Consider the following 26,510-nt stretch of genomic DNA (forward strand, 5'->3'; position numbering starts at 1 on the left):
AAACTACAATTCCGTGAATTATTGTTTTTTTACACTGTTTTCCCTAACTTTTTTGATAAAGTAAGAAGGTTTGAGTCCTGTCTTTTTTTGAAACGCTCTGGAAAATCCTTCTGGATTAGAGAACCCAATTTCTTCAGCAATAGCACGAATCGTATACTTTTGATATTTCGTATCGGTCTGCACATGACTTACCAAATAATCGACACGTAAATCATTGATATATGTTGTGAAATTTTTTCCTTTGTAAGAGTTGACTATTTTTGATAAGTACTTGGAATTTGTATTTACAATTTTTGCGACATCTTTTAATGAAATTTGATTTGTTAAATATGCTTCTCCTGCTTCAAATCTGCTCAACTCCTTTAAAACTTCTTCGATAATTTGTTGGTCTATTCCTAAAGAAACAGCTTGTGGTTTGGCATTTTTTACAATAATTTCTTCTTCAATGGTAGCGTTAGATTGTTCTATAATATCATTATAACGCTTTTCATATTGCTTTTTTAATCTGTAGTAATAAATAAGAAATCCAATAATAATAACTCCAATAATACTACTTGCGATAACGATCCAATCTCTTTCATTGGTAATACGTCGATTTTTTCCTTCCAATTTCTCAATCAAACGATCTTTGTTTGCTACATACGTTGGAATGTCATATTCTTTAGAAATATTCTTAGATAAATACCTGTAATCAGCATGAATTGCACTATCAATTTTTAACAATTGTTTCGTGTAATAAAGTTCTTTTCGCTCATCTTTCTTGGCTACTGCATCTTTAATTAAATAAACGTATGATTCTCGCAATGGCGGAAAAATATCGTTATTCTTAGTGTAGAAAGTATCTACTTTTTTAAAATAGTTAATTGCCTTTTCCTTTTCTCCTAAAGCATCATAATTTTTACCTAAGTAGAATTCTGCTACAAGAATATCATCTACTTCTAAATGAGGAATTGCCTTCTGAATAGTTTCAATTGAAGTCTTAAAATCGCCTTTTATATGCGAATTTATACCTTCATTAACCGTAAAAGCATGTTTAAAAAAATCATCCTTTTGAGCTTGTGCAAGCTCGATTCCTTTAGTATTGATTGCTGAAGCTTCTTTCGTTTTGCCTGATTCATAATACACAGATGACAACTGAAGTAGCGTAAATAAATATTTACTTACATACATTTTATCTTTACCTTCTTCATACAACATGCATTCTAACAAAAGCTTTTCAGCTTCTTCATAGTCTTGAGTTACACGCTTTAGAATAGCAATATTATTTTTCATATCGTACTCTGCTTCAGAGTTACCACTTGCCTTCGCCTGTTTTACCGCTAGCAGATAATTATTTAATGCTTCGGGATATTGTTTGTTAAAATACAAGGTAACTCCTTTTGTCATGTACGCATACAGAGGAAACTTTTTATCATCTTTTATATCTTTCGTATAGTATAAAACACTGTCTAAAAACACAATTTTGTCTTCAAACTGTCCGCTTTTTAAAGCTAATAAATAATAACCTCGACCTATAAATCGGCTCTCAGAAGTTGTTTTTGCTTTTCCAATATACGCGCGCACTTTAGTTTCAGCTTCTTCACTACTCATACTTCTAAGTTGACGATAGAGGTTATTATATTCTTTGAGTAAATCTTCGTTTTGCTGCGAAAGCGCAATCATTCCAACAAAAAATAACAACAAAAACAGTAGTAACTTTTTCATATACGGGGAAGTATTTTTAACAAATATAATCTAAAAGCTTCTTCAAATACATAGGTTTTACAGCAAGTTTTCCCACAATTCACGGAATTACAGGCATAATTCAAGGAATCGTCATTTGCTTTAATTGACTGATATTCAAATAGCTTGTTGTTTTGCTCCTGCAATCGATTCGCAAGGGTATTCAAAAAATTATACATCTCTAAAACTATAATATGATGAAAAAACAAAAATCTCAAAGCCTTACACTACATAAAAAAGCTATTTCAAGCTTAAGTAGTTTTATTGTTGGAGGAAAGGCACAAGCTTCTGATAGTTGCCAAACACAAGATCCGCAAACGCCAACAGCAATATCAGCATGTAGAACTACGTGTCCAATCAACCAACCAACAAGAACCTGCAACTAAATAGTTGTACAAAAAAATTATAAATCAATTAAAAACTCAAAATGATGAAAAAACAAAAAATTTCAAGTTTAAAACTGAACAAAAAGAAAATCTCAAACCTAGATCAAGATCAAACTAAAGGTGGAATTTTATTAACAATTATCTGTACAGTTTCCATCAATTATCCAAGTAAATTTTGCACGATAAAAAACGATTCAAGAGAAGTTTCTTGGTGTGTTTGTTAAGCAAAACCTCTTACAATTACTTATTATTTAAAATCAAAAAAATAAAATCATGAAAAAATTAAAAAGAAGTGCAGTATTGACGCTTGTTGTACTGATGAATTTATCCTTGTATAACTGCTCGAAAGACGACAATACTCAGGAAGAAGCTGTTGAAAGCACAGAACTTTCGTCTATAAAAACATATTTGGCTGAAAAAGCACACAATTCAACCTTAGATCCAAGCAGAATTGATGTCGTTATTTTCGACGAATTCAAGCCATTTATTCAAGAAGGATTTGATCTTTCTAACGAAGATGAAAAAATGAGTCTATTATATAACTTGCCAGCAGATTTAGCAAAAAAGGCACAAGACTTACGCGAATATTTTGTTTTAGTTAGAAAAAATGAAATTGAAGTCGCAAATGAAGTCTTTGCAAATTCAATTGCAGGAACGATCAATGCTGTAAAATCAACACTTATTGACAATAGAATTACAGACTTAAATGTTTCCTCAACTTTACAAGATGAAAGCTGTTCGTATTCGTCCATAATTGTTGGCTATTACTACAACTATTATTACGGTGTAAATATGCCAATTTATTCAACAGGACCATTTTCTTGTACGAGCAACAGAGCTGTTTTTTACGAAGGAAACAACTATTCAGGTGATATTTTATTTACGATTGATGCTAGCATCAACAGATCTATCAACTTTAAAAATTACAGTCAATATGACAACGACGAAGCACGTAGTATTAAATTTTGGAATTTTTCTCCAGGACAAGTCGTACGCGTATTTGATAGTCCTAGCGGAAGCACCAATGACGATTTTACCGTGTTCCGATTTTTCACTGGCGTAGATACTACAGAACAAGCACCAACTTTTGAGCAAAACTTTTCTTCATCAGATTTTACACAAACATTTTTTGAAGACAATGGTTTGGACGGAAAAGTATCTTCTGTTCGATTCTCAGGAAACTAATACCATGAAAGAAAGGAGAAATTCTAAAAATTTTCTCTCTATGTATAGCGTTGAAACAATGTTTTTGAATGTATTGTTTCGCTAAATACCAACCTATACATATATGAAAACCCGCTCAATGAGCGGGTTTTCTCGTAAAACTAAAATTACGCTTTAGAAGTTTGTTAATTTCATATCTGATAAATCAATTTCTCAAAAGAAAAATACCCTAAGATTTATCTATATACTAAACAGAAATCGTCAATTCTTCCACGCAAATCCGTGTGGTTGTAACAATTACAACATATATAATTTCTTTGCCTGCTTAAAAACAGACAACAGATATTGCCTTCAAAATCAATTGTCTCTCTAAAAGACAAAGAATTGAATTCTTAAAATAATCTTCTTTGATTGATTCTTTTCAGAACCTTTTAAAATAAAGCAGTCGTTAGGGGTAACGTATGGTAGTACTAATTTTTTAAAACTCTAAAAGCAAGACGCTTGGCTAAAACGTATTACTCATCTTCTTAAAGTTAAGAAATTATTAGCTACATAACAAATCTCTGAATTAATATTAGATTTCAACAGCGTATAAACACCTGTTTTTTACAAACACTTGAAAATATACATGGAATTTTCAATACGTATGTTAAAGTGATTTCAAGTTTTTAATTACGGTAAAAGCTTTATCTACTTGTTCATCATTCACTAAAATGGTAAATTCATTTGTTGTGGAAATAACTTCGTAAATATTTACACCTTCCCAAGACAAACGCTGAAAAATAAAATAATAAATTCCGGGAACGTTTACATTATCTTTTGGCAATTTGACCGTGATAGACGATAAGTTTTCTTGTTTCTCTAATAAAATTTCATTCTTAAAAATCTTCCCAACCAATTCAGCAACTTCGTTACTTACAACAATATTTGATTCGTTGACTCCGCGTGAAGATGTGTAAAAAACAGTATTCAATCCTTCAATTTCTGACATAAAAGCAGCTTGACTTTTTAGCAAAGTTTCAGAAACTCTAAAAGTATAATCATTCAAGGAAGAACGAACGGTAATTTCACCAATATTTCGAACAAATTTCAATACACGATGTGTTACACGAAACTCCAATTCTGATGACAATCGTTTCAACGCCATCACAATAGCACCATTTTTCACCTCTTTTCCTAGTTGATGTTCAATTTCTGGCTTAATAAGTCGTGATAATGAAGTAAGGTTGATGATTCCTTGCGACAACGCACTCGATAAAAATGGCTTTGTCTTTATATATTCTTCTACAATTGATGAAATTGTTTTCATGTAACCAAATCTATAATTTTAATAGACTGCAAAAATACAAACAGAAAAACTATTTTCAAAACAAATTGTTATAATTACAACAATAATTTTTAAAAATGATAAAATGCATCTTCTATGTGATTAATTGAGACGTCTTTTTTATCAAACAAAATAGCTACAATATCAAAACGAACCTCAACATCTAAGTCATTCTCGTTGATGTAATTATCAACAGCTTTTACCAAAAGTTTGATCTTTTTTTGACTCACAAATTCTTCTGGATTTCCAAAATCGGCAGAAGTTCTTGTTTTTACTTCTACAACTGCTAAAACTGCCGCTTTTTGAGCAATAATATCTACTTCTGCTTTCTGAAATCTATAATTCGTCTCTAAAATAGCATATCCTTTTTCTTGCAAATGTGTTACTGCAAGCTTTTCGCCTTCAATTCCTAAATCGTTATGTGCCGCCATACAATACGTCCTTATTTTCACATAAAATACGTATCTTAAAAAGGATAATCAACAATAACTGACAAAAAATCTACATACTATCATCAATTTTTATGATGATAAAACTGCTTAAAATACGGAGAGCATCTGTAGTTTTAAACACCAACTAATCAAAACTATATGGAAGCAAAATACGATCATATTGGAAAAGGATACAACAATACTCGAAAAGCCGATCCTTTTATTCTTGAACGCATTCAATATCATCTAAATCCTATACATGAAGGAATCTATCTAGACATTGGTTGCGGCACCGGAAATTACACATCAAAACTCCACAATAAGGAAACGAAATTTATCGGAATTGATCCTTCACAAAAAATGCTCAACATTGCACAAAAAAATCATCCAACTATTGATTGGAAACTTGGCGCCGCAGAAAACATTCCACTAAAAAATAATAGTATAGAAGGTGTTGTGGGAACATTAACGCTTCATCATTGGGACAATTTAGAAAAAGGGTTTTCAGAATTATTTCGCGTGATGAAACCCTATGCAAACATCGTTTTCTTTACAGCCACGCCAACACAAATGGAAGGGTATTGGCTGAATCATTACTTTCCAAAAATGCTAGCAGATTCTATAGCACAAATGCCTTCACTTAAAACAATTGAAACAGCAATGAATTTGGCTGGTTTTGGCAATATTTTTACGGAAAAGTACAACATCCAACCAGATTTAAAAGATCAATTTTTATATGTTGGAAAAAACAATCCGAAGTTATATTTAGATGAAAATATCCGCAACGGAATTTCCTCATTTTCACATTTGGCAAATCAGGAAGAAGTAGAAAAAGGGTTGACACAACTTGAAAAGGATATCGCTTCTGGAGACATTCAAAAAATCATCAAAAGCTATGAAAACCGCGAAGGTGATTATCTTTTTCTTTTAAGTCAGAAAGAAAATTAAACACAGTACATTTTCAACTTATCTTTTTGTTTTTTATATACTAAATTAACACATTGAGCACAGTCGAAATGAGTCAGAAAGAAAAACTAAAACGATAACTTCACTTCAGAAGCTACATTCAAATTCACTTTCTTTCCAAAAATCAACGCGCGATTATCATCCAAATGTCCCGCAGGAAAGTCAAAACAAATTGGGAAATCGTACTCCGCAGTTGCATCAACAATAATCTCCTGTGCATTTTTTCCAAAAGGAATGGTATTATCGTGCATTTTGGTCATTCCGCCAACAATCAATCCCGATAAACCTTCAAAATATTTGTTTTGCTTCAAGTTCATCAACATTCGGTCTACATGATACAAATATTCATCCAAATCTTCCAAAAACAATACTTTTCCTGTCGTATCAAGCGATAAATCAGAACCTGTCATACTGTACAACATGCTCAAATTTCCGCCAATCAATTCGCCTGTAGCAGTTCCTTTTCTATTAAAATTTGCATTTGGGACAGAATAGTTAAGGCTTTCGCCGAATAATACTTTCCGCAAACTTTCGAGCGATTCAGAAGTATTTCTCGACAAATCAATAGGCATTGTGGCGTGCAAGGTTTCAAAGTTCAATTGCTGTCCTTTAGCATGTAAAACGGTTACATCAGAATAGCCAATAATCCACTTTGGATTTTTTACAAATCGTGAAAAATCTAAGTAATCTATCATGCGAATTGTTCCATAGCCGCCGCGTGCGCACCAAATTGCGTCAATACTATCATCATCCATAAACTGCTGAAAATTCATTGCGCGTGTCATATCATCACCAGCAAACTGGTTTTCTTCAAGATCGATTGTTGTTCCTAGAACAACTTTCAAATCCCAACTGTGCAATAGCTCAATGGCGGCTTCAATCTCTGCAATAGAAATTTTACGCGCCGTCGATAAAATACCCACAGTTGCGCCTTTGTGTAGTGGTTTTGGTTGGTTCATATATTAAAAATAGCAGAAAAAATATAGACTTTATTTTCAAACAAAAACAAAATGCATTTTTAGATGATCTGCAAAAAACATCGATTTTCTGACTATTCGCTACAAATTAATACTATTTCATGCACTTTTCAATACATAAATCTTGTAGGAATCCTTATTTTTGCACGTTCATACACGATTTTTGACACAAAATGCTGTCAGAAATTCAAATTTATAGAATTGAAACAAAACGAAATGACTCAGAATCCACAACGTTACACCATTACCGCCGCGTTGCCGTACACAAACGGACCGATCCATATTGGACACTTAGCTGGCGTATATGTTCCTGCAGATATTTATGCACGTTACTTACGATTAATTGGCAAAGATGTTGCCTTTATGTGCGGAAGTGACGAACACGGTGTTGCGATTCCGATGCGCGCCAAAAAAGAAGGCGTTTCACCACAAGATATTATTGATAAATATCACGGAATCATCAAGCAATCGTTTGAAGATTTTGGAATTTCGTTTGATAATTATTCGCGTACCTCAGCAGAAATTCATCACAAAACAGCTTCTGATTTTTTTAAAAAACTATATGAAGATGGCGAATTTATCGAAGAAGTAACCGAACAATTATACGATGCCGAAGCCGATCAATTTTTGGCAGATCGTTTTGTAGTAGGAACTTGTCCAAAATGTAATTATGAAGAAGCGTATGGCGATCAATGTGAAAACTGCGGAAGTTCATTAAGCGGCACAGAACTCATCAACCCAAAATCAGCAATCACAGGAAATGTTCCGACGTTAAAACAAACAAAACACTGGTTTTTACCCTTAGATAAATACAGCGATTTCTTAAACGAATGGATTGTAGAAGGACATAAAAAAGACTGGAAACCCAATGTATACGGACAAGTAAAATCGTGGGTCGATGACGGTTTGCGTCCACGTGCTGTAACGCGCGATTTAGATTGGGGAATTCCTGTTCCCGTTGAAGGTGCCGAAGGAAAAGTACTCTATGTTTGGTTTGATGCGCCAATTGGATATATTTCAGCAACGAAAGAATGGGCTGAAAGAGAAGGAAAAGATTGGGAACCATACTGGAAAGATTCTACCACTAAGTTGGTACACTTTATCGGAAAAGATAATATTGTATTTCACTGCATCATTTTCCCATCGATGTTAAAAGCGCATGGCGATTATATTTTGCCAGACAATGTTCCTGCAAATGAATTCTTGAATTTAGAAGGTAGAAAACTATCAACGTCTAAAAACTGGGCAGTTTGGTTGCATGAATATTTAGAAGATTTCCCTGGAAAAGAAGATGTTTTGCGTTATGCGTTGACAGCAAATGCTCCTGAAACTAAAGATAATGATTTCACGTGGAAAGATTTCCAAACGCGAAACAATAGTGAATTGGTTGCGATTTTAGGAAACTTCATCAATCGTGTAATCGTGTTAACGCATAAATATTATGATGGAATTGTTCCTGAATATACAGGCGAATATGAAGAATTGACACAAATACAACATTTTCCAAATGTCATTGCGAGTTCTATTGAACGATATCGTTTCCGCGAAGCAAGTCAGGAATTAATGAACTTGGCACGACTTGGAAATCAGTTTTTACAGGCTAACGAACCTTGGAAAAAGATCAAAGAAGATCCAGAAACCGTAAAAGGAATTATGTATGTGGCATTGCAAATTGCGGCTGCGATTGCAGTTTTATCGGAACCATTTTTACCATTTACTGCGAAAAAATTAAAAAATATGTTGGCGCTTGACGCGAATTTAGGTTGGAATGATATCGCTACAAAAGAAATACTCCTTCCGACTGGACATAAAATTAACGAAAAAGAATTGCTGTTTGATAAAATTGACGATAAAGAAATTCAAGCACAATTGGATAAGTTGGAAGCGACCAAAAAAGCCAACGAAGCAGCCAATAAAGAAGTAGTTCCTCAAAAAGAAACGGCAACTTTTGACGATTTTACAAAGTTAGATTTACGTGTCGGCACCATTGTAGAAGCAGAAAAAGTTCGCAAAACAAAAAAGCTTTTAAAATTGATTGTCGATACAGGTTTAGACAAGCGCACGATCGTTTCTGGAATTGCAGAAAGTTTTTCGCCAGAAGAAATCATTGGTAAAAAAGTAACGGTTTTAGCCAACTTAGCACCAAGAACGATTGCCAAAGTAGAAAGTCAGGGAATGATTTTAATGACAGAAACACCAGAAGGAAAATTGGTTTTTGTAAATCCTGATGAAGCTGGTGTGAATAATGGAGAGACGATTAACTAAGTACTTTCATAGAAACGTAGCTTCAATCTAAAAAATGTCTAAAACTAATTTTATAGAAATTGCAACAAAACGACTTTTACTAGCAAAGTTGCAAAAGACAGATTGGGAAATGGTTTCTTTCTTACGAACCGATGAAAACGTGAATAAATTCATCCAAAGACCAACGGCAGAAACCAAAGAAAAAGCGCTGCAATTCATTGAAAGAATTCATAAAAATATAGAAAATCAAGATTCATATTACTGGAAAATAACAGAAAAAGGCAACACAACAATGATTGGTGCTATCTGCTTATGGAACTTTTCTAAAGATCGTAAAGCTGCCGAAGTAGGATACGATTTAAGTCCAAAATATCAAGGAAAAGGCATTATGAGTGAAGCTTTACAAAATGTAATCACGTTTGGATTCCAAAATTTGAATTTAGACCTAATTGAAGCGTATACACATTATCAAAACGAAAGTTCAAAAACACTCCTTAAAAGAAATGGATTTAGGTTAGTTGAAGGTAAAAAAGATGCAGACAATACGACTAATATTGTTTATGAATTAAAAAAGTAAGTTGCTCGATATCAACTCATCAATATTCCTTTAGTTAGAATAAATTAAAATTATACCGCAAACAAGCAAAGCTCGCGGTTAATACGTATTTTTACATAACTAAAAAAAACAGAAACGCTATGTTATCAAAAAATATGGAAAGCGCACTCAACGCGCAAATCAAAATAGAAGCAGAATCTTCACAAGTATATTTAGCCATGGCAAGTTTTGCTGAAACGCAAGGTTTTGAAGGAGTAACTTCATTTATGTATGAACATTCTGATGAAGAACGCCAACACATGCTAAAGTTTGTAAAATACATTAACGAACGTGGCGGACATGCAGTAATTTCAGAATTATCAAAACCGCCAGTTGAATATGGCTCGTTAAAAGAAATGTTTCAAAAACTCTTTGAGCATGAAATCAAAGTATCAAAAAGTATCAACGATTTGGTACATATCAGTTTGCAAGAACAAGACTATGCAACGCATAACTTTTTACAATGGTATGTAGCCGAACAAATTGAAGAAGAAGCCTTGGCTCGTACAATTTTAGATAAAATCAACCTAATTGGTGATGATAAAGGCGGATTGTACTTGTTTGATAGAGATGTACAAGCTATCACGGTGCAACCGGCGACAAATGCTCCTTCAGAATAACGAAGATCATATTTACTTTGTATACAAGCGATTGGAAGAAATTTCAATCGCTTTTTTAGTATAAAAATATTTTTTATTCCTGCGGAGGTGAAAATCTATCTATATCAAAACATGAAATGTATAAACTTAGAAACGGATTGCTTCGATTTAATGTAACAATTTAGAAATTTGAAAATGTACCAATGGTAATGAATTGCCATATCAATAAACTATATTATTTATGTACTTCAAAGTACATACAGCATAACTATAGAAACAGATTGCCACGTCGCAAACTCCTCGCAAAGACGTATCATAAAATAGAGAGTTGTTAATGTAACAATTTGAAAATGTATCAATTAGTTTTTAACAACACTCAAATTTGTCTTAGAAATAACCTTGAATCATTAAATTTTTAAATCCTTGAATTGATGAGCAAAGCGAATCCAAAAGCGATCGCGAGTCTAACGAAGCAACAATTTCGCTTTCGCTTGAATAATCTCCGCAACAGGTTTATTCTCAATATTACTTTCCAACCACGACAAAATATCCAAATACAAAAAGGCTCTGCGCTCATACGGATCGTCTTCAAAAGGTTTCAACTTAGCATGTAAGGTTTCAAACGCTTTCTTAATTTGATTTGGATAAATGTTGCCTAAACCTTTCAAAAAAGCAATCATTTCCTTCTGAACTTCGTGCAAATCATCCATTTTCAACAAATACTTATACGTACTTTTTAGCTGTGATTCCAAATGGTAATCCATGCCTAATTCGTAATGTGCTACCAAATTCAAAATTCGCGAAAAGCACAACAAATCTTCCCGTACTTTCAACGATTTATTGCGGATAATTTTCTGTAAATATTCAATACAGTTTTTGTTGTCTCCTGCGCCAAAATACAAGGAAGCAATCTTGTAGTAAAAAATCATTACGTGATGTTCGTCAATTCGATTTTCAAACGAAGCAATGCGCTCATTCACTTCATCCACCAAATACAATCCTTCGCTAAATGTTCCTGTCAAAAAATGATAATTCAGCTTATTCATATACACATACAAAAAGCTCAATACCTTAGTATTATCATTCTGCGGCACAATATCGTGTGCAATATCATGTTCCAATTGCAACAATACTTCCTTGAATTTAACTTCATGTTTGATGTAAAACAACGATTCCAACAAATAATGATTGCCTTTCAAATAAAATACAGGATGAATTTCCTTCATCTTTGGCGATTCTGTAAACAACGAAACCCATTTATACGAATATTTGTAACTCGATAAAAAATCTTGTGTCAAAAAACTATACCACAAATGCGCTTTGTACAACCATAATTTCTCTCTAAAGCCGAGTGTTTCAACAGCAATTTCTGGCATTCGCGAATTAAAATATGCGGTGATTTCTTTATGGTCTTCTTCATTCTTTACATAACCAACTTTAAGTAACAAACCGTACAATTCCAATGATAAATTCGACAATTTACTCGTCAATGTATTCTGAATACTTAAGGTTTTCGCTTCTGCGGAAAGTTCATCGGCGCGACTTGCCATACTTCGGGTAATGTACTGTGTCTCAATAATTTTTTCGAGTTCCACAATTTCATAAGCAACATTCTTTTCTTCGTGTTCTAAAGCGAGAATTTTTGCTTTATCAAGTAATTTCAAACTCTGTGTATACAAACCTTTATTATACAAAATGGTTGCATAATCGAGCTGTTCTCTAATGACAATTCGAATATTATGCTGCGCAGGATTTAAACGTAAACTCTTTAAAATTTGCTTGTATAAATTGGCTTTTAAATTGGATAATTGCTGTTTGGTAACAATCTTCTTTTTTAAGATAGCTTGTTCATCATACGTTTGACTTTTATCTAAAAACGTAAACAACGCCAAAAATTTAGAATTTACATTGCCTTCAAATCGTCCAACGTACAACTTAAATTGTCGTTTCTCAGATTTTGATAACGATTTAATCAGTATAAATAAAGATTCCTTTTGTGGGTTTGGCATTGTAAAAAACTATTCTATAACTATTTTATTTACAGTATTTTAATCTAAAAACAAATAAGTTTAGCCACTGTAAAACGCATTGCAAAATCATTCGTTTTAGGAAATACAAAGTATACATTCGTAAGAATAAAAAGAAATAAACACTCAAATTTTTAATTTATGAGTTCAAATCGAGTCTATATTTTTGATACTACTTTGCGCGATGGTGAGCAAGTTCCAGGTTGTAAACTCAACACGGAAGAAAAGTTAATGATTGCTTCCCGATTAGACAAACTTGGCGTGGATGTTATTGAAGCTGGTTTTCCTGTATCGAGTCCAGGAGATTTTCAATCGGTAGAAGCCATTGCAAAGCTCGTAAAAAATGCTACTGTTTGCGGACTAACTAGAGCCGTAGAAAATGATATAAAAGTAGCTGCAGAAGCACTAACCTTCGCAAAACGCCCACGAATTCATACAGGAATCGGAACGTCTGAATCGCACATGAAATATAAATTTAAAGCAACACCTGAACAAATCATTGAACGCGCTGTTGCTGCCGTAAAATATGCAAAATCATTTTTAGAAGATGTAGAATTCTATGCAGAAGATGCCGGACGAAGCGACAATGAATTTCTCGCCAGAGTTTGCGAAGCCGTTATCAAAGCAGGTGCAACCGTACTAAACATTCCAGATACTACAGGATATTGTTTGCCAGAAGAATACGGACAAAAAATAAAATACCTCAAAGAAAACGTCACAGGAATTCACAATGCCATTCTTTCCTGTCATTGTCATAATGATTTAGGATTGGCAACCGCAAACTCAATTGCTGGTGTGATGAATGGTGCGCGACAAGTAGAATGTACAATCAACGGAATTGGCGAACGTGCAGGAAACACATCACTGGAAGAAGTCGCAATGATCTTAAAGCAACATCCGTATTTAGACTTAAACACAAACATCAATTCAACCATGTTAACCGAAATCAGTCAATTGGTTTCTGATACTATGGGAATGCCTGTGCAACCTAACAAAGCGATTGTTGGAACCAATGCTTTTGCACACAGCTCAGGAATTCATCAAGATGGCGTTATCAAACACAGAGAAACCTACGAAATCATGGATCCGAAAGATGTTGGTGCCGAAACTTCTTCTATCGTATTAACAGCCAGAAGCGGACGCGCAGCATTAGCCTACCGAGCTAAAAATGTTGGGTACGATTTGACGAAACGTGAATTAGATACCATTTACAGTGACTTTCTACATTTTGCAGACAAACACAAAGAAGTAACCGATACAGACATTCATCAGATTATAAAAATGAGTGAAGTTTCTAGAAGAATGTACGCATAAATCCCGCTTTTTGGAAAAATTCTAATGAAGATGAAAAAAACATTATTTGACAAAGTTTGGGACGCACATGTAGTAGACAGCATTCCCAACGGACCACAAATTTTATACATAGACAAACATTTAATTCACGAAGTAACGAGTCCGCAAGCGTTCAACGAATTAAAAAAAAGAAACATTCCTATTTTTAGACCAAAGCAAATCATTGCGACTGCCGATCATAATACACCAACGGTAGACCAGCATTTGCCAGTGAAAGACGAATTATCTCGAAATCAACTACAACAACTTCAACAAAACTGTGACGAGCATAACATCCAATTATATGCTTTAGGTCATCAATACAACGGAATTGTACACGTAATGGCACCCGAATTAGGCATCACGCAACCTGGAATGACCATGGTTTGTGGAGACAGTCATACCTCAACGCATGGAGCCTTTGGTGCTATTGCTTTTGGAATCGGAACGAGTCAAGTAGCACAAGTATTTGCGAGTCAATCACTGTTACTAAAGAAACCAAAAAAGATGCGTATTACGGTAAACGGAAACTTGCAAAACAATGTATTGCCTAAAGATGTCATTCTTTACATCATTTCAAAATTAGGAACAGACAGCGGTACGGAACACTTTATCGAATTTGCAGGAGATGTTTTTGAAAACATGTCCATGGAAGGACGCATGACCGTTTGTAATATGAGTATTGAAATGGGCGCACGCGGCGGAATGATTGCACCAGACGAAACCACTTTTGCATACGTAGCAGGAAGAAAATTTGCGCCAAAAGGAGCTGATTTTGATAAAAAAGTTGCTTACTGGAAAACGTTGAAAACAGACGCTTCCGCGGAATTTGACACAGAATATACTTTTGATGCTTCTGACATCACACCAATGATTACATTTGGAACGAATCCTGGCATGGGAATTCCGCTCACGGAAAATATTCCATCCGAAAACGATGCCAACCTAGAAAAATCATTGCAATACATGAATTTTGAAAAAGGTACTTCCCTCATCGGACAACAAGTAAATTATGTCTTTATAGGAAGCTGTACCAATTCGCGCATTGAAGATTTTAGAGTTGCCGCCAATTATGTTGAAGGAAAACAAAAAGCACCAAATATCAATGCTTGGTTAGTGCCAGGTTCGCAATTGGTCGTACAACAAATAAAAGAAGAAGGTTTAGATAAAATCTTTGAAGCAGCAGGTTTCAAACTACGTCAACCAGGTTGTTCGGCGTGTTTGGCAATGAATGATGATAAAATTCCTGATGGCGAATATTGCGTTTCTACGTCAAACCGAAACTTTGAAGGACGACAAGGACAAGGTTCGCGTACACTATTGGCAAGTCCGTTAGTTGCCGCAGCCACTGCCATTGCAGGAAAAATAGTAGCTATTAACACTCCAGTATTGGAAGAAGCCTAAAAAAACACATGAGTACATTTAACACTTTTACCTCTACCGCATTTCCACTTGCTGTAGAAAATATAGACACCGATCAAATCATTCCTGCCCGTTTTTTAAAAGCGACGAGTAGAGACGGATTTGGCGAAAATTTATTTCGAGATTGGCGATATCACAAAGATGGAAGCCTGAATGCCGATTTTGTACTGAATCAGCAACAATATTCAGGTTCTATCTTAGTGGCAGGACACAATTTTGGTTGCGGTTCTAGTAGAGAACACGCGGCTTGGGCACTGAAAGACTTCGGTTTCAACGTAATTATTTCGAGTTTTTTTGCTGATATTTTTAAAGGAAACGCGCTCAACAATCATGTATTGCCTATTCAAGTGACACCGGCATTTTTGGCGAAGCTTTTAGTAGCTATTCAAGAGAATCCTAATACAGAAATTGAAGTTAATTTAGAAGCACAAACTGTAGCTTTTGGAAAAGAAAAAGCTTCATTTGATATTAACCCATATAAAAAAATGTGCTTGCAAAAAGGATATGATGATATTGACTTTTTAGTCAGCAATCTATCTAAAATAAAAGCATTTGAACAACAACATATATACTAGAATTTAGCTATGAACTTACACATTGGCGTACTTTCAGGTGATGGAATTGGTCCTGAAGTAACAAATCAATCGATAAAAATTTTAACTGCCATTGCAGACAAATATCAGCATACATTTACGTTTCAACACGAATTGGTTGGCGCCATTGCTATTGATGAAACAGGAAATCCGTTGCCACAAAAAACATTGAATCTCTGTTTGGAAGCAGATGCTGTTTTATTTGGTGCCATTGGCAATCCGAAATACGATAACAATCCAGCTGCAAAAGTGCGTCCCGAACAAGGATTATTGGCATTGCGAAAAGCGTTGGGATTGTTTGCCAACATTCGTCCTGTAAAAGCGTATGATACTTTATTGGACAAATCGCCACTAAAAAAACACATCATTCAAGATACGGACATTGTGATTTATCGCGAATTGACAGGCGGCATTTACTTTGGAGAAAAAACACTCAGCGAAGATGGCACTGCTGCTTCTGACTTATGTTCCTACAGCAAAACAGAAATTGAACGCGTAGCACACTTGGCATTTAAAGCGGCACAAAGCAGACGAAAAAAATTAACTTTGGTTGACAAAGCCAATGTATTGGAAACCTCTCGTTTGTGGCGAAAAGTAGTTACAGCAATGGCTTCACAATATCCTGACGTCGAATTGGATTTCCTTTTTGTTGATAATGCAGCGATGCAAATGGTTTTAAATCCGAGTCAATTTGATGTAATTTTGACTGAGAATATGTTTGGCGATATCATTTCGGATGAAGCCAGCGTAATTGGTGGCTCTATTGGATTATTGGCGTCGGCTTCTATTGGAGAAAAGTATGCGTTGTTTGAGCCAATTCACGGTTCGTATCCGCAAGCCACAGGAAAAGGTATTGCCAACCCGATTGCTTCTATCTTATCGGCAGCGATGTTGTTAGATCATTTTGGACTTTTAGAAGAAGCGGAAACGGTAAGAGATGCTGTTGAACGTGCAATTGACTTAGAAATTTGCACACCAGATTTAAACGCTCACGGTGGTTATTCTACTGAAAACGTCGGAACTTTTATTGAAGATTTTATTGAAAATGTTGACGCATTACACATCAACACAGGCAATATTAAGGTAGGGCAGTCTACCATAATTTAGTTTTTAGAGTGTCAAACATTCCCTTTTCTTCATGCAGAGAAGGGAATTTTTTATTCTTTTTGATGAAGTAAAAAAAGATTCTTTACTTTTGTTATCTATAGAAGATTGAAAATGAATATTCAAGCAGAAAAAATAGCGTTATTGAAGTTGTTGTTAGACACTAACAATCCGAAGATTATTCAATCAATTAAACAAATCTTCGAAAAAGAAGAACCTTCTCCGATTTGGGATGAATTATCCGAAACTGAAAAAAAGGAAATACAGCAAGGAATTTCTGATGTTGAAAATGGAAATGTAACTGATTACAATTCATTTATGGTAAAACATAGATAAATGGGTCGAGAAGTAAAAATTTCAAAAACTGCGGAAATAAAACTTGAAAAACTTTTTGATTATCTACTCGAAAATTGGTCAGAAAAAGTAAAGGCTAATTTTATAAAAAACTAGACGCTTCCATAGAATTGATATGTACTAATCCTCAGATATTTCCTGAAGTTAAAAAAAATACTGGACTTTATAAATGTGTAATTACCAAACAGATTAGCCTGTATTATAAGTTTGACGCCAATACCGTTTTTATTATTACAATTTTTGACACCAGACAACATCCTTCAAAATTGAAAATTTAATTAAACAGATTGTTATTTTTAAATCACTTCAACGGATCGTGTCCCCAATTTTTTAATGAATATCGCCAATCAGATTCTTCAATATCACTTTTAGGTTTTTGCGCTGTGTGACGTGCAATATAACCATTTACTTTTTTCATATGTTCGTAGTTGATTTCGGTTAAATCATCTTTTTTCTTTCGTTTAATCTTGATGATTTTCCGTCCGCTTTTGTGTCCAATAGATTCTCCATCGCCACTATCTTTTCCAACGGATTTTGATTTGTCAGTTTCGAGCCAATCTTCCAATTCGGCAGGTTGCATATTTACTTTATCGTAAAAATCATTGTAAATTTCTTGCTTTTCTTCTTTTGTCATTACTTTTTTTTGACAAATTAGGGAAAGAATGCCATTGAGTTTGTCTTTAAAAAATTACATCTTAACTCAAAAACTTTCAATTTGAAACTTAAATACCATCTTATCAACAAAAGTATTAGAATTGTTCATTGAATATTGCTAAAGACATCGTTCTTAAGGAATGATTTTAATATTTTTACCACTTATTTAACAACGACATGGAAACCGCACAAAAAAACTACATTTTTGATTTTGATAGCACACTCACAAGTGTAGAAGCTTTGGATGTTTTGGCAGAAATTACGCTGGCAAATAATCCTAAAAAAGAGGAAATTATCAACGAGATTCAAGAAATTACCAACTTAGGAGTTGACGGTGAAATTTCCTTTACAGAATCGCTCGAAAAACGCATCAAATTATTAAACGCACATCAATCTAATTTGGAGGAATTAATTGAAAAATTGCGACAACAATTATCTTCTTCTATTGAAAGTAACAAAGAGTTTTTTGAAAAATTTTCAGACGATATTTATGTGGTTTCTTGCGGATTTAAAGAGTTTATTGATCCGATTGTGAAAGATTATAATATTCCTTCCAATCGTGTGTATGCCAATACGTTTCTTTTTGATGAAGATGGTTATATCATTGGTTTTGATGAAGAAAATCCGCTTTCTCAACACAACGGGAAAATTCAGTGTTTAAAAGACATGAATTTGGATGGAGAAATTCAAGTAATTGGTGATGGTTATAGCGATTATGTAACCCGAAAAGCTGGTGTTGCCGATAAGTTTTTTGCGTTTACAGAAAATGTGGAGCGTGAAAAAGCAGTAAAAAAAGCCGATCATGTGACACCAAATTTGGACGAATTTTTGTTCGTAAACGATTTACCACGAAACATTTCATATCCAAAAAATAGAATCAAAATATTATTACTCGAAAATATTCATTCGGATGCGTTTGACCGTTTGGCAGACGATGGTTTTAGTGTGGAAATTTTATCGCATAGTTTATCCGAAGACGATTTAATCGAAAAAATAAAAGACATACATGTGTTGGGAATTCGTTCTAAAACACAAGTAACGCCAAAGGTTATCAAAGCAGCGAAGAAATTATTGACTATTGGAGCTTTCTGCATTGGAACCAAACAAATTGATTTAGAGACTTGCAAAGAACACGGAATTGTAGTGTTTAATGCGCCATATAGCAATACGCGTTCGGTGGTAGAATTGGCAATTGGTGAAATTATCATGCTAATGCGAAGTGTGTTCCCAAGAAGTACGGAAATTCACAACGGACAGTGGCAAAAAACAGCAAAAGGTTCGCGCGAAGTCCGTGGAAAAAAGCTCGGAATTGTTGGCTATGGAAACATTGGAAAACAATTATCTGTTTTGGCAGAAGCCATGGGAATGAATGTATATTATTACGATATTGAAGATCGTTTAGCACTTGGAAACGCACAGAAATGCAGTTCTTTAGAAGAATTATTGTCCATTTCTGATGTGGTTTCTTTACACGTAGACGACAATGCTGCAAACCGAAATTTCTTTGGTAAAGCACAGTTCGATCAAATGAAAGATGGAGCGTTGTTAATCAATTTGGCAAGAGGTTTTGTGGTAGATATTGATGCTTTAAAAGTTGCCTTAGAAAGTAAAAAAGTTGCTGGAGCTGCTATTGATGTATATCCGCAAGAACCAAGAGCGAATGGAGCTTTTGAAACTCCGTTACAAGGTTTGAACAATGTCATTTTAACGCCACATGTTGGTGGAAGTACGGAAGAAGCACAACGTGATATTGCTGATTTTGTTCCGAATAAAATTATGGCGTATGTCAACTCAGGAAATACCGTTGATGCGGTTAATTTCCCAAATATTCGATTACCACGACAAACCAATGCACATCGTTTCTTGCATATTCACAAGAACGTTCCTGGAATTATGGCGAAAGTTAACAAAGTATTGGCGAAGTACGAATTGAATGTTACAGGACAGTATCTTTCAACCGATAGTAAAGTTGGATACGTAATTGTGGATGTTGATAAAGAGTATAATAAGAAAGTTACTTCCGCATTAAAGAAGATAGAAAATACGATTAAGTTTCGTATTCTGTATTAGATATAAGATACAGGAATTTATATATTTTTCAGGTCAGCTATTAAAACTTGCTATCTAACTTAAGTAACGTATCTTTGTCCTAAATTGTTATTTTCACTTTAATTACTTGTGCTTCATTGCGAAAGTTTTGAAAAAAACTTGTGGCAATCTGTTAATTTACAGATTACTTCATTGTTTTACTACTTGAAATTGACAATCTTCAATTCATAAAAACAAACGCTCTTGAAACCAGAAAAAGAAATCGTTTATTATTCTCCTACAGAAGAAAAACTCAATATCATTTCGCATGCTATTGGAGTCGTTTTGGGCGTTATTGCACTGATATTTTTGGTAGCCCGTGCGAGTGAGAATGGCGAAGCGATACACATGATTAGTTTTATCATTTACGGACTGAGTATTATTGTCTTGTATTTGGCTTCTACCTTATATCACAAAGCTACAAAACCTAGATTGCGAAATAGGTTACGAATTTTCGATCATGCCGCTATTTATCTATTAATTGCAGGAACATATACACCTTTTGCATTGATTACTTTAAAAGGCACTACAGGCTGGATTATTTTTGCAACCGTTTGGTCATTTGCGGCAGTTGGCATTACGTTGAAACTTTTCTTTACGGGAAAATTTGACAAACTATCTACTGCCATGTATGTTTTGATGGGTTGGATTATTGTATTTGCCATCAAACCTTTGATGGAAAACTTATCAAGCGAAGGACTGTTTTGGTTGATGGCTGGCGGAGTTGCGTATACCGTTGGTGCAGTTTTGTATAGCATTCGCAAACTTCCATTTAATCATGCTATATTTCACATTTTTGTTTTATTGGGAAGTATTTTTCATTTCATTTCTGTGTATTATTATGTGTAATTTAGCATTTACATTAAAAGCCATTTAGAAACTCATGTAAACTCTTATTTACGGAAAATACCATTGTGTGTTCGTGGGTTTTGTTTTACTTTTATGAGAAGTATTGACGAAAAAAATAAGAAAACAACATGAAAGACTATGACATTAATATAAAAATAAAACTCGCTGCATTGTGGACTGCCACAACGTTTTGCTATTTGTACGGAGATTATTTTGAATTGTACACACCTGAAAAAGTAGAAAGTTTATTAAATGGTGAAAACGTTTTAAATTCTCCAGTAGCACTATTTTCAGCTTCTTTAATAATGGCAATTCCTCCACTAATGATCGTAGCCTCTTTGTTTCTAAAGCCAAAACCAAATAAATGGTTGAATATTATATTCGGATTACTTTTTACACTTATGATGGTTCAAATTGCCTTTGAAAGTTTGACGCCTTGGTATGGTTTTTATGTCTTTTTAGCAACTGTTGAATCAATATTGACAGCTATAATTGTTTGGAATGCATTCAAATGGCCAAAAGAAAATTAATTCTACTAGATAAATGAAAAAAGAGCTAGGTAAAAAATGAATCAAAAACCACAATGGCAACAAGAAAAACATTTGAAAAAGCGATTATAGCAAAATGTAAAAATCCAAACCTAAAGGCGAATGGTTATTTTTCAACAAATAAAGAAAATTTACTTGAGGGAATTGATATTAGTTTATTCCAAGAAGATTTAACGAGCGGTAGTGGCAATGAGTTACAAAGTAAATTCAATGCCATCTATTCATCTGCGGCGCTTGCTGTTAATAATTTTTCGATTGTAAAAAAAGAGTCTTCTACATTTAATTATCTTGGATATTCAAATTTTTATGATGCGAAATTTGAACGAAAATTTATAACTGGATTGGGAGGAACAGCACCAAATCTCGATTTTACTATTGAAAATAACGACGTTGTCATTGCATTTGAATCAAAATACCTTGAAATTACTACGAAAAAGAAAGTAAAATTTGCAAAATCATACAATAAAGAAAAATTGAATTATCTTGATGATTTTTGGTTTGATATCATCAACCAACACAAAGATTCTCGTTTCTATCTTGATGTGGCACAATTGATAAAACATGCTATCGGACTCATCAATTACAAAAGAAAATATTCAACAAAAAAGATCGTTCTTGTGTATATTTATTGGTTGCCTGAAAATTACGAAGCTTTTACAAATTTTAAAGAACATCAAAAAGAATTACGAGAATTTGAAGCTCTTTTGAAGGAAAACAAGGACTTGCAATTTATCAGTACAACCTATACCGAATTTTGGAAAGCTTATGAACATGAGAATTCAATATTCAAAAAGCATTTTAACAAAGTGAAAAAAAGATATAAAATTAAAATTTAAAACAATGATTAAAAAATTTGACATAAAGCTAATTATACTTGAATGTGTTGCGCTGATTTTTATTATAAGCGGAATCAAACGGTTGTATTTTGCCTATAATGGCACTATTTTCAACGCCTTAACAGAGGAAGACTGGAAAATGTATGAAGCATTGACCGATATGTATGCGTCACAATTTTTAGATAATCAATCATATTGGATCTTAGCTGCAATGCTAATTGGAATTTTAGTAATCGGACTTATCAATTGGAAAAACAACTTTGGAATTATAAACTCAATAGCTGTACTAATTTTGACAGTAGGTATTGCCATGACTGGATTTTACACAACTGGAATTGTAAACAAATACTGAACTATTTTGCGGAATATTTGCTGAAAAATATGGAACAGCTTTTCTAATTGGAGGTTTGATGATATTTTTTGTCGGAATTTTAATTCTATGGAAAACCATTTCGCTCTATAAAACACGATGACTCATTTCTAATCTAAACAAGAAACTCTACCACTACAATTATAATTACAGAAATTTACTTATTTTTCTATCAAATTTCAATACTCATCAATGATTGCTAAAGAAATCTTAGAAAAATATCTAGAATATGTCTGCTTCTGGAACGCTTCAAAAGGTGCAAAAAATCCACCTTCTAAAATTTTAGAACGACAATTATCTTCTTTAATGAAAGCAGTAGATATCTTTCCGAATGAAGATACAAACGAAGAACACAACACATTCTTTTATTTCTTTGAATATGGTGATTTCTTTGACAAAAACACGCATACAGACGACATCTTAACACCAAAAATGAAAGCGTTTGTAGATGCATGTATTCAGCAAAGTGAACACGCTAGAAGGCTTGAAGCCAGAAAAAATACTATTGAATATCGCCAAGTTTTCAACACATTACTTTCGTTCAGAATAAAAATAGAAATGCTATATATTCCTGAGGGAATTCAATATGAAGGTTTTGGTAGTTTCGCGAAACATTTCTGCAATCATCAAAAAGGAAACATTCTAATTCCATTAAAAAAAACGCTCGAAGAAATTGATGAAATCCTTTGTATTTTGATTGATCCAACTCAAAAAAACATCGACAAAGAAACCTTGATTTCTGAATACGAGTATCCGACAGAAGATTTAAAAAGTGTAGCAAACGACTGGTTTTCAGATGGTTTTTAAACATTTATAATCCACAGAAAATCGCTATCTTCCACACTCATGAAACCTCGCAAAACATATCTCAAAGGGAAATCGGTTTTTATCGTATCGTTAATTGTTATTCTAGTGACAGCGATGACGGTATATATTTCTGGGATCAATTCGCACCGAAGTATTACGACAAACTTTTACATTTCACTCGGAATCATCGCTACTTCCCTATTTCTCTTTTTAACCTATGGTTTGTACAAAGGCATTCGTATCATGGACAACTTTCCGAGACTGCGACATTTTAAATTCAATAACAGATTTGAAAGTTCTGCAGATCTAAGCAACACAGATATTTTTGAAAATACTTTTGATGTTGGTGAAGGAATTGTTGGCATTATTGTTTCAATCATTATGTGGTTTTTGGCTTCCATAGTATTGATACTCTTACTTATGTTGTTAGAAACTGTTTTTCTATTCTCACTTTTCATCATTATTGCTATGTTGTATTGGGTGTTTTTTAGAGCAGTGCGATTAGTGTTTTCAAAAGCATCTCAAACAAAAGGAAATTTCGGAGTTGCTACCGTGTACGCTTTCGGTTATACAGTTTTATACATTGGATGGATTTTTGGAATTGTATACGTAACAACTATCTTTAGCTAAAATAAATTCCATGAAAAAAATATACCTGTTGCTTCTATTTATCGGAATCGCCAATATTGCAATTTCACAAACGATCAAAGAAGTAGATTCGATGTCAAACATATTTTGCGATTATTTAAAAAAACTAGACATTAAGAATGATACGCTAAAACTAAACACCTTATACGAGCAACAATTTTATCCATACTTGAGAACTGTAGAAAGTTCAAAAATTGACCAAATCGGGAATCAGTTGTATTACCGATTGCAACGAAACTGCCTTGGATTTCGTGAATTGCTAGATCGCTTAGATCCTCCAAAAGATGGCGTGGATAGAAATTCAGGGAAACCAACATCTCAACTGACTAAAAAACAAATTAAAGAGTTAAAAAAACGAACCGAATTTTACTACTATGAAGTTTCTGGCGAAAAAACAAAAGTAGTCATGAAAGATGGTTTTTGGACTGATTATTTCTCAGATAATACAACGTCAAAACTCACGTACAAATGGATTAGCGATACAGAATTCGAATTGGTTTTTATAGAAAGTAACAACGAATCGAGAAGTAATTTTAGCATAAAAGGAGATCGATTTATTTATCAAATTCTGTCTAAAGAAGATAACTTTTATTGGATGGCATTGAATATTCCTGGGCAAGTTACGTATGAAAAATCTAAAATATATTTCAAATAAAAAAATATGCAACCACGAGTTACAATTATTGGATTAGGTGTAAACGATTTACAAGCCGCTACTGCATTTTACAAAGAAAAATTTGGTTGGAAACTGACCAAAGCGAGCAATGAAAACATTTCATTCTTTCAATTAAATGGCATCTTACTTTCGCTCTATCCAAAAGACAAACTTGCCGAAGATGCAACCGTTGATCCAAAAGGTTCAGGTTTTAAAGGATTTACTTTGGCATACAACACACAAACAAAAGAAGAAGTTGATGAAATCTTTGCCGATTTAACCAATAAAAATGTCAAAATTGTCAAACAACCCGAAGAAGTTTTTTGGGGCGGTTACAGTGGATATGTTGCCGATTTAGATGATAATTTATGGGAAATTGCATACAATCCGTTTTTGGAATTGGATGATGCAGGAAATGCTTTGGAGTAAAAAGTTCAATCTTATTTAGGCAATTCTACAACTGCAATAACAAATTCGGATCAGGACAATTTTGTTTGTAAAATTCTACATCTTTTTGAGAAGAAACACCAGGATAATCTCCTGAAAAACCTTGCATGTCTTTTATAATTTGAAAATGTAAATGTGGCGGATAATCTCCGTTAACACTTGCGTCGCCCAACGTTGCTATTTGTGTGCCTTTTGCAAAGGTTTGTCCAACCTGAATGTTTTCTATAGAAGCAACACTCAAATGACCGTATAATGTATAAAATACTACATCATCAATCGTATGTTTTAGAATAATCGTCGGACCATAATCGCCAAAGTTGGTATTGTTTTGAAAGCTATGCACTTCTCCGTCTAATGGCGTGTAAATTGGTGTTTCCGCTTCAATCCACAAATCTAAACCCAAATGAATATTGCGTTCGGTTTCAGGATTTTGATCGTTAAAATAGTCGCTTCTGTTGTAAATTCCGCGTTTCTCTAAATAACCACCATACGCTACTTTAGCATTTTTCATCGCAATATGACGATCAATATACATTCCTAATTTTTCAGAAGAAGACACATCAACCGTTTTCAAAGCTTCATTGTTCACAGACAAATCTAACGGAACATAGTTTGACTTTGAAATGTTTCTATCTAACACAAATAAAGGTTCGTTTCCTAAGTTTTGTAAAAGTTGTTTAAAAGATGTGTGAGTCATGATCGTTTATTATTAGCTTTAGGAATAGGTAACTTTCGTTTTTAATTGCATTTTGGGAATTATTTTTTCTATCAACACTTGCCGTTGTGCTTTCGATATAACAATAAATTGATACTTATATTTTTTATTTTTATGTTGAAACGTCACATAATTCTCTCCGCCCATACTTTTTTTAGGACTTCCTTCTGATAAAGAATTAATCGGAGAACCTTTTACGTCATAACCTGTAAATTTGACAAATGCTATCTCAGAAAGTGGATAATCTTCGGTATAATCTACCGTAATTTTATGCGCATCAATAAAGAGAATTCCGCTAGTTTCATAATCACTTTTGTCATATTCACGAAAAGCTTTAAATGTTCCGATAAAGATACATAAAAGAGCTCCGTAAGCCATATATTTTAGCCATTGGTATTGAAGAATATTTATTTCAAACACATAATTTAAGAATACTCCAATACCAATTACAAGAACGATTCCTATAAATCCTAAGTAATAGATTTTTTCTGAATTAGAAAATTGTTTAAACCCTTTCTTTTTTGTGACAAGATCAAAAGCTATTTTTTCCATAGCGCGAGATGAATATTATGAATTAATAGATCATAGTTTTTAACTACGAATTCACGAATTGCTCACTGTTATGTGATGCTGAATCTAGTTCAGCATGA

Annotated in this window: 29 protein-coding genes; 21 read left to right on the forward strand and 8 right to left on the reverse strand. The window is 33.8% G+C overall.

Annotated features, from left to right (window positions below):
• Nucleotides 1–18: 18 nt before the first annotated feature.
• Entirely contained in the window at nt 19–1,704 is a 1,686-nt protein-coding gene (locus KAOT1_RS14365) for a helix-turn-helix domain-containing protein (RefSeq protein ID WP_007095568.1), read from the reverse strand.
• Between the two features lie 215 nt (nt 1,705–1,919).
• Between KAOT1_RS14365 and KAOT1_RS23000 the strand changes: the two genes are divergently transcribed.
• The 3 genes from KAOT1_RS23000 to KAOT1_RS14375 are packed head-to-tail and all read left to right on the forward strand — an operon-like array spanning nt 1,920 to nt 3,293.
• Nucleotides 1,920–2,108, forward strand: coding sequence for a hypothetical protein (locus KAOT1_RS23000; protein ID WP_007095569.1), 189 nt, complete (start codon nt 1,920–1,922; stop codon nt 2,106–2,108).
• Nucleotides 2,109–2,152: 44 nt separating this feature from the next.
• Nucleotides 2,153–2,332 (forward strand): hypothetical protein, encoded by a 180-nt coding sequence (locus KAOT1_RS14370; protein WP_007095570.1) that lies wholly within the window; start codon nt 2,153–2,155, stop codon nt 2,330–2,332.
• A gap of 49 nt (nt 2,333–2,381) precedes the next feature.
• Complete coding sequence (locus tag KAOT1_RS14375; protein ID WP_007095571.1) at nt 2,382–3,293, forward strand: hypothetical protein; 912 nt, start codon at nt 2,382–2,384, stop codon at nt 3,291–3,293.
• Between the two features lie 628 nt (nt 3,294–3,921).
• Here the strand turns inward: KAOT1_RS14375 and KAOT1_RS14380 are convergent.
• Both KAOT1_RS14380 and KAOT1_RS14385 read right to left on the reverse strand, forming a co-directional pair.
• Nucleotides 3,922–4,581: a hypothetical protein gene (locus tag KAOT1_RS14380; RefSeq protein WP_007095572.1), complete on the reverse strand. Its 660-nt coding sequence runs from the start codon at nt 4,579–4,581 to the stop codon at nt 3,922–3,924.
• A gap of 89 nt (nt 4,582–4,670) precedes the next feature.
• Nucleotides 4,671–5,030: a YraN family protein gene (locus KAOT1_RS14385; RefSeq protein WP_007095573.1), complete on the reverse strand. Its 360-nt coding sequence runs from the start codon at nt 5,028–5,030 to the stop codon at nt 4,671–4,673.
• 159 nt (nt 5,031–5,189) lie between these two features.
• Between KAOT1_RS14385 and KAOT1_RS14390 the strand changes: the two genes are divergently transcribed.
• Nucleotides 5,190–5,978 carry a class I SAM-dependent methyltransferase gene (locus tag KAOT1_RS14390; RefSeq protein ID WP_007095574.1) on the forward strand — a complete coding sequence of 263 codons (789 nt, stop codon included), beginning with the start codon at nt 5,190–5,192 and terminating at the stop codon, nt 5,976–5,978.
• 86 nt (nt 5,979–6,064) lie between these two features.
• Here the strand turns inward: KAOT1_RS14390 and KAOT1_RS14395 are convergent, their stop codons facing one another.
• On the reverse strand, nt 6,065–6,955 hold the full coding sequence (locus KAOT1_RS14395) for a S66 peptidase family protein (protein WP_007095575.1): 891 nt from the start codon (nt 6,953–6,955) through the stop codon (nt 6,065–6,067).
• A gap of 234 nt (nt 6,956–7,189) precedes the next feature.
• Between KAOT1_RS14395 and metG the strand changes: the two genes are divergently transcribed.
• The 3 genes from metG (at nt 7,190) to KAOT1_RS14410 (ending at nt 10,432) form a co-directional block, all read left to right on the forward strand.
• Nucleotides 7,190–9,238, forward strand: coding sequence for a methionine--tRNA ligase (gene metG, locus KAOT1_RS14400; protein WP_040560098.1), 2,049 nt, complete (start codon nt 7,190–7,192; stop codon nt 9,236–9,238).
• Between the two features lie 34 nt (nt 9,239–9,272).
• The gene (locus tag KAOT1_RS14405; RefSeq protein WP_007095577.1) at nt 9,273–9,794 is read left to right on the forward strand and encodes a GNAT family N-acetyltransferase; all 522 of its coding nucleotides are present in this window, start codon (nt 9,273–9,275) and stop codon (nt 9,792–9,794) included.
• 119 nt (nt 9,795–9,913) lie between these two features.
• Nucleotides 9,914–10,432 carry a ferritin gene (locus tag KAOT1_RS14410; RefSeq protein ID WP_007095578.1) on the forward strand — a complete coding sequence of 173 codons (519 nt, stop codon included), beginning with the start codon at nt 9,914–9,916 and terminating at the stop codon, nt 10,430–10,432.
• A 443-nt stretch (nt 10,433–10,875) separates the two neighbouring features.
• Here KAOT1_RS14410 and KAOT1_RS14415 read toward each other — a convergent pair whose 3' ends face one another.
• The gene (locus KAOT1_RS14415) at nt 10,876–12,420 is read right to left on the reverse strand and encodes a hypothetical protein (protein ID WP_007095579.1); all 1,545 of its coding nucleotides are present in this window, start codon (nt 12,418–12,420) and stop codon (nt 10,876–10,878) included.
• Nucleotides 12,421–12,579: 159 nt separating this feature from the next.
• Here KAOT1_RS14415 and KAOT1_RS14420 point away from each other — a divergent pair, with 159 nt between their 5' ends.
• The 5 genes from KAOT1_RS14420 to KAOT1_RS14440 all read left to right on the forward strand — a co-directional run bounded on the left by KAOT1_RS14420 (nt 12,580) and on the right by KAOT1_RS14440 (nt 17,225).
• Nucleotides 12,580–13,752, forward strand: coding sequence for a 2-isopropylmalate synthase (locus KAOT1_RS14420; RefSeq protein ID WP_007095580.1), 1,173 nt, complete (start codon nt 12,580–12,582; stop codon nt 13,750–13,752).
• A 30-nt stretch (nt 13,753–13,782) separates the two neighbouring features.
• Nucleotides 13,783–15,174 (forward strand): 3-isopropylmalate dehydratase large subunit, encoded by a 1,392-nt coding sequence (gene leuC / locus KAOT1_RS14425; RefSeq protein WP_007095581.1) that lies wholly within the window; start codon nt 13,783–13,785, stop codon nt 15,172–15,174.
• Between the two features lie 8 nt (nt 15,175–15,182).
• Complete coding sequence (gene leuD / locus KAOT1_RS14430; RefSeq protein WP_007095582.1) at nt 15,183–15,767, forward strand: 3-isopropylmalate dehydratase small subunit; 585 nt, start codon at nt 15,183–15,185, stop codon at nt 15,765–15,767.
• A 9-nt stretch (nt 15,768–15,776) separates the two neighbouring features.
• On the forward strand, nt 15,777–16,892 hold the full coding sequence (gene leuB, locus KAOT1_RS14435; protein ID WP_007095583.1) for a 3-isopropylmalate dehydrogenase: 1,116 nt from the start codon (nt 15,777–15,779) through the stop codon (nt 16,890–16,892).
• Between the two features lie 111 nt (nt 16,893–17,003).
• Complete coding sequence (locus tag KAOT1_RS14440) at nt 17,004–17,225, forward strand: hypothetical protein (protein WP_007095584.1); 222 nt, start codon at nt 17,004–17,006, stop codon at nt 17,223–17,225.
• A gap of 319 nt (nt 17,226–17,544) precedes the next feature.
• Here KAOT1_RS14440 and KAOT1_RS14450 read toward each other — a convergent pair whose 3' ends face one another.
• On the reverse strand, nt 17,545–17,877 hold the full coding sequence (locus KAOT1_RS14450) for a DUF3140 domain-containing protein (protein WP_007095586.1): 333 nt from the start codon (nt 17,875–17,877) through the stop codon (nt 17,545–17,547).
• 197 nt (nt 17,878–18,074) lie between these two features.
• On the opposite strand from KAOT1_RS14450, the gene serA reads away from it, so the two are divergent.
• From serA to KAOT1_RS14495, 9 genes are all read left to right on the forward strand, one after another.
• On the forward strand, nt 18,075–19,967 hold the full coding sequence (gene serA, locus KAOT1_RS14455; RefSeq protein WP_007095587.1) for a phosphoglycerate dehydrogenase: 1,893 nt from the start codon (nt 18,075–18,077) through the stop codon (nt 19,965–19,967).
• Nucleotides 19,968–20,189: 222 nt separating this feature from the next.
• A complete protein-coding gene (trhA, locus tag KAOT1_RS14460; RefSeq protein WP_007095588.1) occupies nt 20,190–20,834 on the forward strand; it encodes a PAQR family membrane homeostasis protein TrhA in 645 nt (214 codons plus the stop codon).
• 128 nt (nt 20,835–20,962) lie between these two features.
• Nucleotides 20,963–21,364: a DUF6326 family protein gene (locus tag KAOT1_RS14465; RefSeq protein WP_007095589.1), complete on the forward strand. Its 402-nt coding sequence runs from the start codon at nt 20,963–20,965 to the stop codon at nt 21,362–21,364.
• A gap of 53 nt (nt 21,365–21,417) precedes the next feature.
• Nucleotides 21,418–22,218: a PGN_0703 family putative restriction endonuclease gene (locus KAOT1_RS14470; RefSeq protein WP_007095590.1), complete on the forward strand. Its 801-nt coding sequence runs from the start codon at nt 21,418–21,420 to the stop codon at nt 22,216–22,218.
• 4 nt (nt 22,219–22,222) lie between these two features.
• Entirely contained in the window at nt 22,223–22,570 is a 348-nt protein-coding gene (locus KAOT1_RS14475) for a hypothetical protein (protein WP_007095591.1), read from the forward strand.
• A gap of 210 nt (nt 22,571–22,780) precedes the next feature.
• Entirely contained in the window at nt 22,781–23,395 is a 615-nt protein-coding gene (locus KAOT1_RS14480; RefSeq protein ID WP_007095592.1) for a hypothetical protein, read from the forward strand.
• A gap of 39 nt (nt 23,396–23,434) precedes the next feature.
• A complete protein-coding gene (locus tag KAOT1_RS14485) occupies nt 23,435–24,025 on the forward strand; it encodes a hypothetical protein (protein WP_007095593.1) in 591 nt (196 codons plus the stop codon).
• Nucleotides 24,026–24,035: 10 nt separating this feature from the next.
• Complete coding sequence (locus KAOT1_RS14490; protein WP_007095594.1) at nt 24,036–24,698, forward strand: hypothetical protein; 663 nt, start codon at nt 24,036–24,038, stop codon at nt 24,696–24,698.
• A gap of 6 nt (nt 24,699–24,704) precedes the next feature.
• On the forward strand, nt 24,705–25,127 hold the full coding sequence (locus KAOT1_RS14495; RefSeq protein WP_007095595.1) for a VOC family protein: 423 nt from the start codon (nt 24,705–24,707) through the stop codon (nt 25,125–25,127).
• Nucleotides 25,128–25,152: 25 nt separating this feature from the next.
• On the opposite strand, the gene KAOT1_RS14500 is transcribed toward KAOT1_RS14495, so the two are convergent.
• Nucleotides 25,153–25,842, reverse strand: a complete 690-nt coding sequence (locus KAOT1_RS14500; protein WP_007095596.1) for a peptidoglycan DD-metalloendopeptidase family protein — start codon at nt 25,840–25,842, stop codon at nt 25,153–25,155.
• An 18-nt stretch (nt 25,843–25,860) separates the two neighbouring features.
• Nucleotides 25,861–26,412, reverse strand: coding sequence for a hypothetical protein (locus KAOT1_RS14505; protein WP_007095597.1), 552 nt, complete (start codon nt 26,410–26,412; stop codon nt 25,861–25,863).
• Nucleotides 26,413–26,510 lie beyond the last annotated feature (98 nt).

This window comes from Kordia algicida OT-1 (assembly GCF_000154725.1).
Lineage (GTDB): Bacteria > Bacteroidota > Bacteroidia > Flavobacteriales > Flavobacteriaceae > Kordia > Kordia algicida.

What these genes read in the sequence shown, in the direction of transcription:
- serA (WP_007095587.1), top strand. Translation starts at nt 18,075, where the DNA reads ATGGAAACCGCACAAAAAAACTACATTTTTGATTTTGATAGCACACTC.
- KAOT1_RS23000 (WP_007095569.1), top strand. Translation starts at nt 1,920, where the DNA reads ATGAAAAAACAAAAATCTCAAAGCCTTACACTACATAAAAAAGCTATT.
- leuB (WP_007095583.1), top strand. Translation starts at nt 15,777, where the DNA reads ATGAACTTACACATTGGCGTACTTTCAGGTGATGGAATTGGTCCTGAA.
- KAOT1_RS14475 (WP_007095591.1), top strand. Translation starts at nt 22,223, where the DNA reads ATGATTAAAAAATTTGACATAAAGCTAATTATACTTGAATGTGTTGCG.
- KAOT1_RS14495 (WP_007095595.1), top strand. Translation starts at nt 24,705, where the DNA reads ATGCAACCACGAGTTACAATTATTGGATTAGGTGTAAACGATTTACAA.
- KAOT1_RS14370 (WP_007095570.1), top strand. Translation starts at nt 2,153, where the DNA reads ATGAAAAAACAAAAAATTTCAAGTTTAAAACTGAACAAAAAGAAAATC.
- KAOT1_RS14390 (WP_007095574.1), top strand. Translation starts at nt 5,190, where the DNA reads ATGGAAGCAAAATACGATCATATTGGAAAAGGATACAACAATACTCGA.
- KAOT1_RS14465 (WP_007095589.1), top strand. Translation starts at nt 20,963, where the DNA reads ATGAAAGACTATGACATTAATATAAAAATAAAACTCGCTGCATTGTGG.
- KAOT1_RS14500 (WP_007095596.1), bottom strand. Translation starts at nt 25,842, where the DNA reads ATGACTCACACATCTTTTAAACAACTTTTACAAAACTTAGGAAACGAA.
- metG (WP_040560098.1), top strand. Translation starts at nt 7,190, where the DNA reads ATGACTCAGAATCCACAACGTTACACCATTACCGCCGCGTTGCCGTAC.
- KAOT1_RS14385 (WP_007095573.1), bottom strand. Translation starts at nt 5,030, where the DNA reads ATGGCGGCACATAACGATTTAGGAATTGAAGGCGAAAAGCTTGCAGTA.
- KAOT1_RS14410 (WP_007095578.1), top strand. Translation starts at nt 9,914, where the DNA reads ATGTTATCAAAAAATATGGAAAGCGCACTCAACGCGCAAATCAAAATA.
- leuD (WP_007095582.1), top strand. Translation starts at nt 15,183, where the DNA reads ATGAGTACATTTAACACTTTTACCTCTACCGCATTTCCACTTGCTGTA.
- KAOT1_RS14505 (WP_007095597.1), bottom strand. Translation starts at nt 26,412, where the DNA reads ATGGAAAAAATAGCTTTTGATCTTGTCACAAAAAAGAAAGGGTTTAAA.
- KAOT1_RS14415 (WP_007095579.1), bottom strand. Translation starts at nt 12,420, where the DNA reads ATGCCAAACCCACAAAAGGAATCTTTATTTATACTGATTAAATCGTTA.
- KAOT1_RS14450 (WP_007095586.1), bottom strand. Translation starts at nt 17,877, where the DNA reads ATGACAAAAGAAGAAAAGCAAGAAATTTACAATGATTTTTACGATAAA.
- KAOT1_RS14485 (WP_007095593.1), top strand. Translation starts at nt 23,435, where the DNA reads ATGAAACCTCGCAAAACATATCTCAAAGGGAAATCGGTTTTTATCGTA.
- KAOT1_RS14480 (WP_007095592.1), top strand. Translation starts at nt 22,781, where the DNA reads ATGATTGCTAAAGAAATCTTAGAAAAATATCTAGAATATGTCTGCTTC.
- KAOT1_RS14470 (WP_007095590.1), top strand. Translation starts at nt 21,418, where the DNA reads ATGGCAACAAGAAAAACATTTGAAAAAGCGATTATAGCAAAATGTAAA.
- KAOT1_RS14420 (WP_007095580.1), top strand. Translation starts at nt 12,580, where the DNA reads ATGAGTTCAAATCGAGTCTATATTTTTGATACTACTTTGCGCGATGGT.
- KAOT1_RS14375 (WP_007095571.1), top strand. Translation starts at nt 2,382, where the DNA reads ATGAAAAAATTAAAAAGAAGTGCAGTATTGACGCTTGTTGTACTGATG.
- KAOT1_RS14380 (WP_007095572.1), bottom strand. Translation starts at nt 4,581, where the DNA reads ATGAAAACAATTTCATCAATTGTAGAAGAATATATAAAGACAAAGCCA.
- KAOT1_RS14440 (WP_007095584.1), top strand. Translation starts at nt 17,004, where the DNA reads ATGAATATTCAAGCAGAAAAAATAGCGTTATTGAAGTTGTTGTTAGAC.
- KAOT1_RS14395 (WP_007095575.1), bottom strand. Translation starts at nt 6,955, where the DNA reads ATGAACCAACCAAAACCACTACACAAAGGCGCAACTGTGGGTATTTTA.
- KAOT1_RS14490 (WP_007095594.1), top strand. Translation starts at nt 24,036, where the DNA reads ATGAAAAAAATATACCTGTTGCTTCTATTTATCGGAATCGCCAATATT.
- leuC (WP_007095581.1), top strand. Translation starts at nt 13,783, where the DNA reads ATGAAAAAAACATTATTTGACAAAGTTTGGGACGCACATGTAGTAGAC.
- KAOT1_RS14405 (WP_007095577.1), top strand. Translation starts at nt 9,273, where the DNA reads ATGTCTAAAACTAATTTTATAGAAATTGCAACAAAACGACTTTTACTA.
- KAOT1_RS14365 (WP_007095568.1), bottom strand. Translation starts at nt 1,704, where the DNA reads ATGAAAAAGTTACTACTGTTTTTGTTGTTATTTTTTGTTGGAATGATT.